Source organism: Citrobacter sp. RHBSTW-00887, from assembly GCF_013728095.1.
Taxonomy (GTDB): domain Bacteria; phylum Pseudomonadota; class Gammaproteobacteria; order Enterobacterales; family Enterobacteriaceae; genus Citrobacter; species Citrobacter braakii.
The window spans coordinates 3,985,788-4,000,405 of record NZ_CP056267.1; the positions used below are offsets into that span (position 1 = coordinate 3,985,788).

General features: G+C 53.2%; 16 protein-coding genes. 4 read left to right on the forward strand and 12 right to left on the reverse strand.

Annotation, left to right across the window (positions count from 1 at the left end):
* The first annotated feature begins 19 nt into the window (after window positions 1-19).
* Together dxs and yajO are read left to right on the forward strand one after the other, a co-directional pair.
* A complete protein-coding gene (gene dxs / locus HV314_RS19095) occupies window positions 20-1,882 on the forward strand; it encodes a 1-deoxy-D-xylulose-5-phosphate synthase (RefSeq protein WP_181546451.1) in 1,863 nt (620 codons plus the stop codon).
* 56 nt (window positions 1,883-1,938) lie between these two features.
* Window positions 1,939-2,913 (forward strand): 1-deoxyxylulose-5-phosphate synthase YajO, encoded by a 975-nt coding sequence (gene yajO / locus HV314_RS19100; protein ID WP_181546452.1) that lies wholly within the window; start codon window positions 1,939-1,941, stop codon window positions 2,911-2,913.
* A 100-nt stretch (window positions 2,914-3,013) separates the two neighbouring features.
* Here yajO and pgpA read toward each other — a convergent pair whose 3' ends face one another.
* The 6 genes from pgpA to nrdR all read right to left on the reverse strand — a co-directional run bounded on the left by pgpA (window position 3,014) and on the right by nrdR (window position 7,117).
* On the reverse strand, window positions 3,014-3,532 hold the full coding sequence (gene pgpA / locus HV314_RS19105; RefSeq protein WP_016152036.1) for a phosphatidylglycerophosphatase A: 519 nt from the start codon (window positions 3,530-3,532) through the stop codon (window positions 3,014-3,016).
* Window positions 3,510-4,487, reverse strand: coding sequence for a thiamine-phosphate kinase (gene thiL, locus HV314_RS19110; RefSeq protein ID WP_019076158.1), 978 nt, complete (start codon window positions 4,485-4,487; stop codon window positions 3,510-3,512). The genes pgpA and thiL overlap by 23 nt, the downstream gene beginning before the upstream one ends.
* Window positions 4,488-4,564: 77 nt before the next feature.
* Complete coding sequence (gene nusB / locus HV314_RS19115; RefSeq protein ID WP_000801129.1) at window positions 4,565-4,984, reverse strand: transcription antitermination factor NusB; 420 nt, start codon at window positions 4,982-4,984, stop codon at window positions 4,565-4,567.
* A gap of 19 nt (window positions 4,985-5,003) precedes the next feature.
* On the reverse strand, window positions 5,004-5,474 hold the full coding sequence (gene ribH, locus HV314_RS19120) for a 6,7-dimethyl-8-ribityllumazine synthase (protein ID WP_016152034.1): 471 nt from the start codon (window positions 5,472-5,474) through the stop codon (window positions 5,004-5,006).
* Window positions 5,475-5,560: 86 nt separating this feature from the next.
* Entirely contained in the window at window positions 5,561-6,664 is a 1,104-nt protein-coding gene (ribD, locus tag HV314_RS19125; RefSeq protein WP_016152033.1) for a bifunctional diaminohydroxyphosphoribosylaminopyrimidine deaminase/5-amino-6-(5-phosphoribosylamino)uracil reductase RibD, read from the reverse strand.
* A 3-nt stretch (window positions 6,665-6,667) separates the two neighbouring features.
* Window positions 6,668-7,117 (reverse strand): transcriptional regulator NrdR, encoded by a 450-nt coding sequence (nrdR, locus tag HV314_RS19130; protein ID WP_016152032.1) that lies wholly within the window; start codon window positions 7,115-7,117, stop codon window positions 6,668-6,670.
* Window positions 7,118-7,270: 153 nt separating this feature from the next.
* Here nrdR and HV314_RS19135 point away from each other — a divergent pair, with 153 nt between their 5' ends.
* Both HV314_RS19135 and HV314_RS19140 read left to right on the forward strand, forming a co-directional pair.
* Window positions 7,271-7,810 (forward strand): DUF3251 domain-containing protein, encoded by a 540-nt coding sequence (locus tag HV314_RS19135; protein ID WP_181546454.1) that lies wholly within the window; start codon window positions 7,271-7,273, stop codon window positions 7,808-7,810.
* Window positions 7,811-8,108: 298 nt separating this feature from the next.
* A complete protein-coding gene (locus HV314_RS19140) occupies window positions 8,109-8,972 on the forward strand; it encodes a nucleoside-specific channel-forming protein Tsx (protein ID WP_003021561.1) in 864 nt (287 codons plus the stop codon).
* 45 nt (window positions 8,973-9,017) lie between these two features.
* On the opposite strand, the gene HV314_RS19145 is transcribed toward HV314_RS19140, so the two are convergent.
* From HV314_RS19145 to tgt, 6 genes are all read right to left on the reverse strand, one after another.
* A complete protein-coding gene (locus tag HV314_RS19145; protein ID WP_016152029.1) occupies window positions 9,018-9,710 on the reverse strand; it encodes a helix-turn-helix transcriptional regulator in 693 nt (230 codons plus the stop codon).
* A 23-nt stretch (window positions 9,711-9,733) separates the two neighbouring features.
* Window positions 9,734-10,099 carry a VOC family protein gene (locus HV314_RS19150; RefSeq protein ID WP_016152028.1) on the reverse strand — a complete coding sequence of 122 codons (366 nt, stop codon included), beginning with the start codon at window positions 10,097-10,099 and terminating at the stop codon, window positions 9,734-9,736.
* Between the two features lie 169 nt (window positions 10,100-10,268).
* On the reverse strand, window positions 10,269-11,240 hold the full coding sequence (gene secF, locus HV314_RS19155; protein WP_003021550.1) for a protein translocase subunit SecF: 972 nt from the start codon (window positions 11,238-11,240) through the stop codon (window positions 10,269-10,271).
* A 10-nt stretch (window positions 11,241-11,250) separates the two neighbouring features.
* The gene (gene secD / locus HV314_RS19160) at window positions 11,251-13,098 is read right to left on the reverse strand and encodes a protein translocase subunit SecD (protein WP_003021547.1); all 1,848 of its coding nucleotides are present in this window, start codon (window positions 13,096-13,098) and stop codon (window positions 11,251-11,253) included.
* 27 nt (window positions 13,099-13,125) lie between these two features.
* Complete coding sequence (yajC, locus tag HV314_RS19165; RefSeq protein WP_003021544.1) at window positions 13,126-13,458, reverse strand: preprotein translocase subunit YajC; 333 nt, start codon at window positions 13,456-13,458, stop codon at window positions 13,126-13,128.
* A 22-nt stretch (window positions 13,459-13,480) separates the two neighbouring features.
* Window positions 13,481-14,608, reverse strand: coding sequence for a tRNA guanosine(34) transglycosylase Tgt (gene tgt / locus HV314_RS19170; protein WP_003021535.1), 1,128 nt, complete (start codon window positions 14,606-14,608; stop codon window positions 13,481-13,483).
* Window positions 14,609-14,618: the final 10 nt, after the last annotated feature.

A 14,618-nucleotide genomic window follows, 5' to 3' on the forward strand; every position in this document is an offset into this window, starting at 1 on the left:
CATATCCCATGAGCTTGCGATGAGTTTTGATATAGCCAAATACCCGACCCTGGCGCTGGTCGACTCCACTCAGGAGTTACGCCTGCTGCCAAAAGAGAGCCTGCCAAAGCTTTGCGACGAACTGCGCCGCTATTTGCTCGACAGCGTAAGCCGTTCCAGCGGGCACTTCGCCTCTGGTCTGGGCACGGTGGAACTCACCGTAGCGCTGCACTACGTCTACAACACCCCGTTTGACCAGTTAATCTGGGATGTGGGACATCAGGCTTACCCGCACAAAATTCTGACCGGCCGCCGCGATAAAATCGGCACCATTCGGCAGAAAGGCGGTTTGCATCCATTCCCATGGCGCGGTGAGAGCGAATATGACGTACTGAGCGTTGGGCACTCCTCAACCTCCATCAGCGCAGGTATCGGTATTGCGGTTGCCGCCGAGAAAGAAGGCAAGGAACGCCGTACCGTTTGTGTGATTGGGGACGGTGCAATCACCGCAGGCATGGCATTTGAAGCGATGAACCACGCGGGTGATATTAAGCCCGACATGCTGGTTATCCTCAACGACAACGAAATGTCGATTTCAGAGAACGTCGGCGCGCTGAACAATCACCTGGCGCAACTGCTCTCAGGCAAACTCTACTCCTCGCTGCGCGAAGGCGGGAAGAAAGTGTTCTCCGGTGTACCACCGATTAAAGAACTGCTCAAACGTACCGAAGAGCACATCAAAGGCATGGTTGTACCGGGTACGCTGTTTGAAGAGCTGGGCTTTAACTATATTGGTCCGGTGGACGGTCACGACGTGCTGGGGCTTATCACCACGCTTAAGAACATGCGCGATCTCAAAGGTCCACAGTTCCTGCACATCATGACCAAAAAAGGTCGTGGCTACGAGCCGGCGGAAAAAGATCCGATTACATTCCACGCGGTACCCAAATTCGATCCATCCAGCGGATGCCTGCCGAAAAGCAGCGGCGGCCTGCCGAGCTATTCAAAAATCTTCGGTGACTGGCTGTGTGAGACCGCGGCGAAAGACAATAAGCTGATGGCGATCACCCCGGCGATGCGCGAAGGCTCCGGTATGGTGGAGTTCTCACGTAAGTTCCCGGACCGCTACTTTGATGTGGCGATTGCCGAGCAGCACGCGGTGACGTTTGCGGCCGGTCTGGCGATTGGCGGTTATAAGCCGGTCGTGGCTATTTACTCCACCTTCCTGCAACGCGCTTACGATCAGGTACTGCATGATGTCGCCATCCAGAAACTGCCGGTCCTGTTCGCCGTCGACCGGGCAGGTATCGTTGGCGCAGATGGACAAACCCACCAAGGGGCGTTCGACCTCTCTTTCCTGCGCTGTATCCCGGAAATGGTCATTATGACCCCAAGCGATGAGAACGAATGTCGCCAGATGCTGTTCACCGGCTATCATTACAACGACGGTCCAACGGTCGTACGTTATCCGCGCGGTAACGCGGTGGGTGTTGAGCTGGCGCCGCTGGAACATCTGCCAATCGGCAAAGGCATCGTGAAGCGTCACGGGGAGAAAGTGGCGATTCTCAACTTCGGCACCCTAATGCCGGAAGCCGCTCAGGTCGCAGAGTCACTGAACGCCACGCTGGTTGATATGCGCTTTGTGAAACCGCTGGATGAAACGTTGATCCTCGAAATGGCAGCCCAACACGAGGTGCTGGTCACCCTCGAAGAGAATGCCATTATGGGCGGCGCTGGTAGCGGCGTAAACGAAGTGCTGATGGCCCATCGCAAGCCTGTTCCGGTGCTGAACATTGGCCTGCCTGACTTCTTCATCCCGCAGGGGACTCAGGACGAGGCTCGCGCCGAACTGGGACTTAATGCCACCGGAATTGAGGCCAAAATCAAGGCCTGGCTGGCATAATCCCCTCCCCGCTCCTGCTATGCTTAACTCATCACGAGCATAGCAGGAGTGGATTAATGAAATACAACACCTTAGGAAAAACCGACCTACGGGTCTCCCGCCTTTGCCTGGGTTGCATGACGTTTGGCGAGCCCAATCGCGGCAATCACGCCTGGACGCTACCTGAAGAAAGCAGCCGCCCGATAATCAAACACGCTATTGAAGGCGGCATTAACTTTTTTGATACCGCCAACAGCTACTCCGCTGGTAGCAGCGAAGAGATTGTCGGCCGCGCGCTGCGTGATTTCGCCCGCCGCGAAGAGGTCGTGGTCGCCACCAAGGTTTTTCACCAGGTTGATGATTTAGCGGAAGGATTATCCCGCGCACAAATCTTGCGCTCAATCGACGATAGCCTCAGACGCCTGGGTATGGACTATGTGGACATCCTGCAAATTCACCGCTGGGATTACAATACGCCTATCGAAGAAACGCTGGAAGCCCTTAACGACGTAGTGAAAGCCGGTAAAGCTCGCTATATTGGCGCCTCATCCATGCACGCGTCTCAGTTTGCTCAGGCGCTGGCTTTACAGAAACAACACGGCTGGGCGCAGTTCGTTAGCATGCAGGATCACTACAACCTGATCTACCGTGAGGAAGAACGCGAAATGCTGCCGCTTTGCTATCAGGAAGGCGTCGCGGTGATCCCTTGGAGTCCGCTGGCGCGTGGTCGCCTGACGCGCCCCTGGGGAGAAACGACTGCACGTCTGGTTTCTGATGAAGTCGGTAAAAATTTATACTCTGAGAGCGATGAAAACGACGCGCAAATTGCCGCGCGGCTGACCGGTATCAGTGAGGAATTAGGCGTAACGCGTGCGCAGGTTGCGCTGGCCTGGCTGCTGAGCAAACCGGGGGTGGCAGCGCCGATTATCGGCACTTCGCGCGAGGAACAGCTGGATGAGTTACTTAATGCGGTGGATTTGACGCTGAAGCCGGAGCAGATTGCCGAGCTGGAAACGCCGTACAAACAGCATCCGGTGGTCGGATTTAAATAATCTGGCATTGCCCGATGGCGCTGCGCTTATCGGGCCTACGAAACCGACATCGTGTTTCCAGGCCGGATAAGGCGTTTACGCTGCCATCCGGCAAACCTATTTAAATGATACCTACCGGCCAGTGATGGCCGATAAAATACAAAATTCCGGCGGAGAGTATTCCGGCCACAATATCATCAATCATGATCCCCGTACCGCCATGCACGTTGCGATCGAACCAACGGATCGGCCACGGCTTCCACATATCCAGAATACGGAAAATCACAAATCCGGCGGCGACCCACTGCCAGTCGTGGGTCGGCAGCGCCATCAGGGTTATCCACATCCCGACAAACTCGTCCCAGACAATACTACCGTGATCGTGCACGCCCATATCTTTCGCCGTTTGATGGCACAGATAAACGCCGATACAGATAGACAACATGACCACCAGTGAATACAGCTGCCACGGCAGAAACGTCATTAAATACCAAAAAGGGATCGCCGCCAGCGATCCCATCGTGCCTGGAACAATTGGGCTCAGCCCGCTGCCAAAACCGGTGGCCAACAGGTGCCACGGATTGCGCATACTCAGGCGACTTTTGGCGACATCTTTTTTAAGGCGCGGCAAAATGGTCATATCCTTTCCAGTCGAACGTGACGGGTTTTCCGTCGCGCGTAAAGTGAATGCCTTCCACGTCCGCGCTCATCTGCCCAATGCAGGTAAACGATGCGCCGAGATTCCCCAGCGCCACGTCCAGTGCGCCACGGTTAATTTCCGGTACGGTAAAGCATAACTCATAATCTTCACCACCCGAAAGCGCCCAGCGCAGGGCTTGTTCCGGCTCAACGTGTTGGGCAAATGCCGTGGAGTATGGCAACGCATCGACGTTAACCCGCGCCCCACAGCCGCAGGCATTGACGATATGCCCCAGATCGGAAATCAGGCCGTCGGAAATATCGATAGCCGCACTGGCCAGATCGCGCAGGGCTTGTCCCTGCAAAATACGCGGCGTTGGACGCAGATGACGTTTAAGCAGATAGTCTGCGTCTTTTGCATCTGCCACCTGCAAGCGATCCTGCAAAATCGCCAGCCCGGCCGCGCTGTCGCCCGGCGTACCGGTCACATAAATCCAGTCCCCCGGTTTCGCACCGGAGCGTTTTAAGGCCCGTCCAACAGGGACGTAGCCGTGGATACCCAGCGTCATCGACAGTGGCCCACGCGTGGTGTCACCACCTATCAGCTGCATATCATAGTAATTGAGGAGTTCAAACAGGCCATCGCTGAAGGCTTCAAGCCAGGCTTCATCGACGTCAGGCAGCGTGAGCGCCAGCGTCAGCCACGCAGGATCGGCTCCCATCGCCGCCAGATCGCTCAAATTCACCGCCAGCGCTTTCCAGGCGAGATCGGTGGGATCAATGTCGGGGAGGAAGTGGTTGCCTGCCACCAGCGTATCAGTGCTGATCGCCAGCGTTTGTTTTTCAGGGATGTTCAGAAGTGCGCAATCGTCACCAATACCGGTTTCGACATCAAGACGAGACGTTCTTACGCGGTCAAAATAACGGGCAATCAGGGAAAATTCGCCGCATGCCATACGTTATGCCTCAGCAGAAAAAAAAGAAAAAGCCGGGGGCAGCGGAAACAAGTTCCACCATCCAGCCGGCCTCGGGATTACTTTTTGTTGGGGCGAATCACAGGTGCTGCTTTATCCAGTACGCCGTTCACGAATTTATGGCTGTCTTCAGCGCCGAAGGTTTTCGCCAATTCAATCGCTTCGTTGATGGCCACTTTGTACGGCACATCACTACGTTTAGACAGTTCAAACAGCGCAATACGCAGCACGGCTTTTTCTACCTGACCCAGCTCTTCCAACAGACGAGACAGATAAGGCTTCATTAATCCATCCAGGTACGCGCTGTTAGTCGCCACCCCGGACAGCAGTTCACGGAAATACAGAACGTCGACATCTTTTACGTCCTGTTCCGCCAGGAACTGGTATTCAACATCAGCGATGTCGTTCTGGGACAACTGCCAGGAGTAGAGCGCCTGGACGGCACACTCACGGGCGCGGCGACGAGCAGCAGGTTTCACGGATTTCCCCTTACAAAAATCAGGCCTTGATGGCTTTCAATACATTAATCATTTCAAGTGCAGTCAGTGCAGCTTCTGCGCCTTTGTTGCCAGCTTTAGTGCCAGCACGTTCGATGGCTTGTTCAATACTTTCGGTGGTCAGAACACCGAAGGCTACCGGAATGCCACTGTCCTGAGCGACATGCGCCAGGCCATTGCTTGCACCGCCAGCCACATATTCGAAGTGCGCGGTGCCACCACGAATCACCGTACCTAACGCAATCACCGCGTCGTATTTACCGGATTTTGCAAGTACTGAGGCTGCCAGCGGCAGCTCATACGCGCCCGGAACCCAAACGACGGTAATGTTTTCATCTTTAACCTGACCAATACGTTTCAGGGCGTCGATCGCACCTTCCAGCAGGCTGTCATTGATAAAGTTGTTGAAACGCGCAATGGTGATGGCGACGCGAGCGTCCGGGGTAGCAACGTTAGCTTCAATAATGTTCATATTCTTCCTTCGGATTCACTAGACCCCGCAGGGGGGCGGATTTTATCATAATAATCTGTGCGCTGCTTCCCTTTCGAACCGGGAGATCATGCGCCCACTAAATGCAGGCAAAGGTCCGGACCTACATGGCGTATTTCGTTGAATTTGAAATGGGGGGCGTCAGCCAGTTTCTCAAGGCCTGGAAGCACACATAATCCTCGTGCATCGCTGCCTAACAGTTTAGGCGCAACATACACGATTAGCTCATCGACCAGTCCGGCCTGTAATAACGCGCCCGCAAGCGTTGGACCTGCTTCAACCCAAATGCTGTTAATTTGCTGCTTGCCCAGTTGCATCATCAGCACCACCAGATCCAGGTGCCCGTTATGTTCCGGCACCTTCAGGCTGCGCACCGTCTCCGGCCAACTACGAGGATCATCTTTTGTCCGGGCAATCCAGGTTTCTCCAGGCTGTTGCACAATACGGTGTTCCGGCGTGACCTGATTCTGGCTATCAACAACAATGCGGATAGGCTGGCGCAGATTTTCCTGCGGGTAACTCGCCTGGGTTGACTCCCCAAGTTCCGACCAACGCACGGTAAGCTGAGGGTCGTCAGCCAACACCGTAGCGCTGCTGGTTAAGATGGCGTGGCTTTGCGCCCGTAATCGTTGCACATCGCGACGCGCCTGTGGCGAGGTTATCCACTGGCTTTCACCACTGGCCATCGCCGTACGCCCATCAAGCGACGCACCAAGTTTAAGCTGCACGTAGGGGAATCCCGTACGCATACGCTTGAGAAAGCCTTTATTAAGCTGCTCAACCTCGCTCATCATCAGCCCGTGACTGACGTCAATGCCCGCCTGTTGCAAACGGTAGAGACCACGACCTGCTACCTGCGGATTGGGATCCTGCATCGCTGCAACCACACGTGACACGCCTGCGGCAATCAGCGCATCGCAGCACGGGGGGGTACGACCATGATGGCTGCAGGGTTCAAGCGTTACATAGGCAGTCGCCCCTTGCGCTTTTTCTCCAGCCATGCGCAGAGCGTGGACTTCGGCATGCGGTTCGCCCGCGCGGTGATGATACCCTTCACCGACGATCTCCCCATCTTTGACAATCACGCAGCCCACGTTGGGATTGGGGTGAGTGGTAAAACGTCCGCGCGCAGCAAGCTTCAGCGCGCGCGCCATGTACAATTCATCCTGCATGGCTTAGTCCTGTAGGCGAGCAATCTCTTCGCCAAATTCTTTGATATCTTCGAAACTCCGGTAAACCGAGGCAAAGCGGATGTAGGCGACTTTATCGAGTTTTTTCAACTGCTCCATCACCAGGTTGCCGATCATCTTGCTCGGCACCTCACGCTCGCCAGTCGCACGCAGTTGTGATTTGATATGGTTCAACGCCATTTCGACGTCATCTGAGCTGACCGGACGTTTCTCAAGCGCTCTGAGCATGCCGCTGCGCAGCTTATCTTCATTAAAGGGTTCACGCACATCGTTGCTTTTCACAACGCGTGGCATGACAAGTTCAGCCACTTCAAAAGTGGTGAAACGTTCGTTACAGACCAGACACTGCCGACGGCGGCGTACTGAGGAGCCCTCGCCTACAAGACGAGAGTCAATTACCTTAGTGTCTACGGCGAAACAGAATGGGCAATGCATACGGCGTCCTGTCCTCAGTGGTTAACAGAAATCTATTTTACCCTGAACTGGCGTGACAACAAAGGCGCAGCGCTTTTGAGACAAAGGATCGATGCCTTCGTGCTCGGTGCGCACTACCATTATGCTATCGCGACAATGAAGGAAGTAATCACAATGACAAGACGTTACCTAAGAATTCTCCTGGTGGGAAGTCTCTTTAGTCTTAGCGCATGCGCACAGCAAAGCGAAGTACGCCAGATGCATCAAAGCGTTAGCACATTGAATAAAGAGATGACACAGCTAAATCAGGAAACGGTAAAAATTACACAACAAAATATGTTGAATGCCAAATCAACCAGCGGAGCCTATCTGCTGCCGGGTTCCAATACACCAGCCCGACTGGACAGCCAGATTGGCATGTTACGGATGTCACTTGTCAATATTGCGCCGAACGCCGACGGCACGCGGCTTACATTACGTATTCAGGGTGAATCCACTACGCCTTTACCCGCCTTTAGCGCTACCGTCGAGTATGGACAAATTCAGGGCACCACGGATAACTATCAGGAAGCGAACGTTCAGAACCAATTGGTAACGGCCCCGGTAAGTATCCTTGCTCCCAGCGACGTAGACATTCCGCTGCAGATAAATGGCCTCTCTCCGGACCAGTTAGGATTTGTTCGTATCCACGACATCCAGCCTGTTAATCAATAAACTTTTTTGCGGGACGTTTTGTGCGTTCCGCAACATCACTCCGGCCCGTTTTGTTACTCACCTGACATAACCGATATTTCTGGTAAAACTTGGCAACATTCATGGGAGCCAGTACAATTCGCCGCCTAAAGTAAGCAAACGTGAACGCAATCGATTACGTAAATGATAGAACTGTGAAACAACACATATTTTTGTGAACAATGATTTTTATAATAGGCTCCGAAGAAACACGAAATATTTAGAAACGCAATTTGCGCCTTTTTCACTCCCGAAAGGGATTTCAAACAGTGGCATACATATGAAAAAAACATTACTTGCAGCCGGTGCAGTGCTGGCGCTCTCCTCGTCTTTTACTGCCAACGCTGCAGAAAATGACAAACCGCAATATCTGTCCGACTGGTGGCACCAGAGCGTCAACGTAGTGGGAAGCTACCACACCCGTTTCTCCCCGAAACTGAACAACGACGTTTATCTGGAATACGAAGCGTTTGCCAAAAAAGACTGGTTTGACTTCTATGGCTACATCGATATTCCGAAAACCTTCGACTGGGGTAACGGCAACGATAAAGGCATCTGGTCTGACGGTTCCCCGCTGTTTATGGAAATCGAACCGCGTTTCTCCATCGATAAACTGACCGGTGCTGACCTGAGCTTTGGTCCGTTCAAAGAGTGGTATTTCGCCAACAACTACATCTACGATATGGGTGATAACAAAGCCAGCCGCCAGAGCACCTGGTATATGGGTCTGGGTACCGATATCGATACCGGTCTGCCGATGGGTCTGTCCCTGAACGTGTATGCTAAATACCAGTGGCAGAACTATGGCGCATCCAACGAAAACGAGTGGGATGGCTACCGTTTCAAAGTGAAATACTTTGTGCCGATCACCCAGGTTTGGGGCGGCCAACTGACCTACATCGGCTTCACCAACTTCGACTGGGGCTCCGATTTGGGTGATGATCCGAACCGCACCAGCAACTCTATCGCTTCCAGCCACGTCCTGGCGCTGAACTACGATCACTGGCACTACTCCGTAGTAGCGCGTTACTTCCATAACGGCGGCCAGTGGAAAGGTGGAGATACTCTGAACTGGGGCGAAGGCGACTTCAGCGCGAAATCTACCGGTTGGGGTGGTTACCTGGTCGTAGGTTACAACTTCTAATCCTGCCAATTTATCGCAGACAAGCCAGCTTAACCGCTGGCTTTTTTATAGCTGGTCTTCACAGCGTACTTTACGTAAAAAATCACTTAGCGAGCGATCTGCAGATTCACGAAAATGTCTGTCGAGCGGCGTGATCTTCAGACACCGATCAACGCGAAAGCAGCGATAATCGTTACGTTTCTCGCACCAGGCAACCAGCAACCAGTGCTCACCCCAGAAAAATAACCCCAACGGCTGAACGTCGCGCCAGGAGAGATTCCCGGACTCGTCGCGATAATGCAGCGCCAGCACCTGCTGCGCCGAAACCGCGCGATGTATGAGATCAAAAGCACTGCGTGAATGCGGCTGATTGCCAAAATCTGGCGCGAAAACCCGCGTTTGCTCGGCTCTGCGCCGACACTCTGGCGGCAATATCGCCAGCACTTTTTCCTGCGCGGATTCCAGCGCCTGTGAGAGTGAATCCCCGCCCCATGTTTTCAGCAACCGAATCGCTACCATTAACGCTTCTGATTCGCGATGCGTTAACATCAACGGCGGCAGATCAAACCCCGCCATTAAGCGGTATCCACTGCCCACTTCTCCTTCAATAGGCACGCCGGATAAAGAGAGATCGCGGATATCGCGATAAATCGTCCGTTCAGAAACCTCAAGACGTTCTGCCAGCAGCGCCGCCGTTGTCACTCGCCTGCCACGCAGGATTTGTACAATCTGAAACAAGCGGTCGGCGCGTCTGGTCATTTTAATCCTCAGTCCTGAAAATATTACGCGGGTTGATGTAAACCAACACGATTGCCTTCGCTGTCAGTAAACAGCGCAATAGTGCCAATATCCTGCCCCAGTTCGAGCGGACCAAACACGCACTGACCGCCAGCGGTGGCGACGCGTTTAAGCGTTGCAGCCAAATCGTCCGTATGCAGATAAATAATAGCGCCCTGCGCTGAAGGCGTAATACCGTCAAATTTAGCCAGCGCCCCGCCGGGAGCGGGATCCTGATGTGGAAATACGGCCAGCTCCGCGCTGTCCATATTCTCACGACGCAAAGAAACCTGCATCACTGGCTCATAAAAAGCAATGGCGCGCTCCATTTGTGCCACGGGGATTTCAAACCAGCTAATTACGTTATTCATACTTCCTCCTGCCTGTGTGGGTAATCTCAGAAGGACTATAAGACAGGGCTACTGACAGCATACTGTCAGTAGTATGGCGACCGGAAAAGATAATGGACTGCTACCAAATCACAGGCAAAAAAAATCCCGACCTTGCGATCGGGATTCCAGTATCTTCACTCTTAATAGTTTAAGGCAGAATTGACGGTTGATCCGCCCCTTCTTTCTCAACCTTCTGCTGCAGCATGTGCTCACGCTTCATACCCAGCTTCAGCGCCAGCGCCGATGCTACGTAGATAGAAGATGCAGTACCGATGGAAACACCGATCAGCATCGTCAGCGAGAAGCCTTCCAGTACCGGACCACCGAACAGGAACAGCATCAGAATAACCATCAACGTCGTACCGGACGTAATCAACGTACGGTGCAGCGTCTGAGTCAATGACACGTTAAAGATTTCGTAAGGCGTACCGCGACGAATTTTGCGGAAGTTTTCACGAATACGGTCAGATACGACGATACTGTCGTTCAGCGAGTAACCGATTACCGACATCAACGATGCGACGATAGTCAGATCAATCTCGATATGGAACAACGACAGGATCCCAAGTGTGATAATCACGTCGTGCGCCAGAGCGATAACTACCCCTGCCGCCAGTCGCCACTCAAAGCGGAAACCGACGTACACCAGGATGGATATTAACGCCGCCATCAGCGCCATTGCACCGGTTTGCGCCAGGTCTGCACCCACGCTCGGACCCACGAATTCAATTCGCTTCACCGCGGCGTTTTGGTTGGTGGATTCGTTAATCACACTCAACACTTTGCTGCCCAGTACCTGACCGCCGTCTGCGCCTTCAGTTGGCGGCATACGCACCATAATGTCGTGGCTGCTGCCGAAGTTCTGCAGAAGCGGATCAACAAAGCCCGCTTTCTCCAGCGCATCGCGCATCACGTCCATATCGGCCGGTTTTTCCAGCGTAATTTCAATTACCGTACCACCGGTGAAATCGAGACCCCAGTTAAACCCGCGTACGCCCATCACCACGATGGCCGCAATCAGCAGGAAACCTGAAATGCCGAAAGCCCAGTAGTCCCAGCGCATAAAGTCCCAGACTTTACGGCCGTGGTTCAATTGTTCAACAGTATATTCCTGTGCCACTTCGCACTCCTCAGATTGACAGCTTTTTGACGCGCTTGCCGCCATACAACAGGTTTACGATGGCACGTGTACCGACAATCGCGGTAAACATCGACGTCGCCACACCAATACCGGTAGTAATCGCGAACCCTTTAATTGCCCCGGTGCCAACTGCGTACAGGATAATGACCTTAATCAGCGTCGTAATGTTCGCATCAAAGATGGAGCTAAATGCGCCCGCATAACCTTCATTGATGGCCTGCTGCACCGAACGCCCGTTACTCAACTCTTCTTTGATACGTTCGTTAATCAGTACGTTCGCATCGACCGCGACAGCAAGGGTTAAGACGATCCCCGCAATCCCCGGCATACTCAGCGTAGCGCCCGGCAGCAGCGACATAATACCGACAATCAGTACCAGGTTAGCAATCAGCGCACTGGTCGCAATCAGACCGAACTTCTTATAGAAGAAGATCATGAACAGGATAGACACCACCAGACCGGCCAGACACGCTTCCAGACCCTGTTTAATGTTCTGCATACCCAGGGTAGGACCGATGGTACGTTCTTCAACAATCTGAATCGGCGCAATCAACGCACCGGCACGTAACAGCAGAGAAAGCTGACGCGCTTCGTTCGGGTTGTTAATACCGGTGATACGGAAGCTGTTGCCCAGGCGAGACTGGATGTTGGCGATGTTAATCACCTCTTCCTGTTTCACCAGCACTGCGCGACCGTTGGCATCTTTTTTACCGCTGTCTTTGTACTCCACGAACAGGGTCGCCATCGGCTTACCGATGTTGTCCTTGGTGAAGTTGGACATGATGTTACCACCCGCGCTATCCAGCGAGATGTTAACCTGCGGCTGATTGTATTCGTCCTGGCTGGAAGTGGAGTCGGTGATATGATCACCGGTCAGGATCACGCGTTTGTACAGCACAACCGGCTGACCTTCACGAGACTGTTTCACTTCCGAATCACCCGGTACACGCCCGGATGCCGCAGCAGACTGGTCAACGTTGGTGTTCACCAGACGGAATTCCAGCGTCGCGGTAGCGCCCAGAATTTCTTTCGCACGCGCGGTATCCTGAATGCCTGGCAGTTCGACCACAATGCGGTCAGCACCCTGACGTTGGACCACCGGCTCAGCAACACCCAGTTGGTTAACACGATTACGCAGAATGTTGATGTTCTGCTGTACCGCGTATTCACGGGCTTCACTCAGGCGCGCATCGGTCATCACCGCACGCAGAGCATTGCTGCCCTGGCTGGAAATAACCAGATCCTGGTGACGCTTGCTCAGGTAAGAGATAGCTTCATCACGAGCGCTGCTATCACGGAAGGTGATGCTCAGACCGTAGTTATCTTCTTTGCGAACGGTAGTATAAGGAATGCCTTTTTCACGCAGATCGCTGCGCAGGCTATCGATATTTTGTTCCTGCAACTTACTCAGCGCGGTGTCCATATCCACTTCCATCAGGAAGTGAACGCCGCCACGCAGGTCAAGACCGAGTTTCATCGGTTCTGCGTGAATGGCTGCCAGCCAGCGTGGAGTTGCCGGTGCAAGGTTAAGCGCCACGACGTATTGATCGCCCAATACGCCCATTAACACTTCACGAGCGCGCAGTTGGGTATCAGTGGAGTCGAAGCGCGCAAGAATAGCACCCTCTTCCAGAGCCACAGACTTAGGTGTGATTTTATCTTCTTGTAACGTTTTCTGGACCTGGATCAGCGTTTGCTCACTGGCGGCGGCACCGCGCACGCCAGTGATTTGAACAGCCGGATCCTCACCATACAGGTTGGGAAGCGCATAGAGCAGACCGACGACAATAACGACGATCAGCATGACATACTTCCACAAAGGATAACGGTTTAACACGGCAGTTCCCTTTGGGAAAACAATAAATTACAGCGCCTTCATGGTGCCTTTCGGCAGAACGGCAGCTACGAAATCACGTTTAATAACCACTTCAGTGGTGTCGTTCAGCGCGATAGCGATGTAGCCAGATTCTGCTACTTTGGTCACGCGACCCACCAGACCACCGTTAGTCAGCACTTCATCGCCTTTCGCAATGGAGTTCATCAGATTTTTGTGTTCTTTGGTGCGCTTTTGCTGCGGGCGCAGGATCATGAAGTAGAAAATCAGACCAAACACCACCAGCATCAGAATCAGAGACATCGGGCTGCCCTGCGCCGGAGCACCTGTTGCCGCTACCGCATCAGAAATAAAAAAGCTCATTCAAATTCCCTCATTATTAAAATTAATCAACGTTCACAGGTGGAACTGGTCTACCCTGACGTTGGTAAAAATCGGTCACGAAGCTCTCTAATTTACCCTCTTCAATAGCCTTGCGTAAACCCGCCATCAAACGCTGGTAGTAGCGAAGGTTATGAATCGTGTTGAGTCGCGCGCCCAATATTTCGTTGCAACGGTCGAGATGATGCAAGTAAGCGCGCGAATAATTGCGACAGGTGTAGCAATCACACTCAGCATCGAGCGGACTGGTGTCGCTTTTATGTTTCGCGTTACGAATTTTTACCACGCCGTCAGTCACAAACAAATGACCATTACGGGCATTTCGCGTTGGCATCACGCAGTCAAACATATCGATACCGCGACGTACGCCTTCAACCAGATCTTCTGGTTTGCCGACGCCCATCAGGTAACGAGGTTTATCTGCCGGAATCTGTGGGCATACATGCTCCAGGATGCGGTGCATATCTTCCTTCGGCTCACCGACAGCCAAACCGCCGACAGCGTAGCCATCAAAACCGATGTCTACCAGACCTTTAACGGAGATATCACGTAAATCTTCGTAAACACTGCCCTGAATAATGCCAAAAAGCGCATTTTTGTTGCCGAGGCTATCAAAACGATCCCGACTGCGCTTCGCCCAACGCAGAGACATCTCCATCGAGCGTTTAGCATAGTCCCAGTCGGCCGGATACGGTGTACATTCGTCGAAGATCATGACGATATCGGAACCGAGATCGTATTGAATCTCCATTGATTTCTCGGGATCGAGGAAAATCGGATCGCCGTTGATCGGGTTACGGAAATGCACGCCCTGCTCGGTAATCTTACGGATATCACCCAGGCTGAAAACCTGGAAGCCGCCGGAATCGGTGAGGATTGGCCCTTTCCACTGCATAAAATCGTGCAGATCGCCATGCAGTTTCATGATTTCCTGCCCCGGGCGCAGCCACAGGTGGAAGGTGTTACCGAGGATAATCTGCGCGCCAGTTGCTTCAACTTCTTCCGGCGTCATGCCTTTCACGGTGCCGTAAGTACCGACCGGCATAAAAGCAGGTGTTTCTACTACGCCACGATCAAAAACCAGGCGGCCGCGGCGAGCGCGACCGTCTGTGGTATCCAGTTCAAATTTCATCTTAACTCCT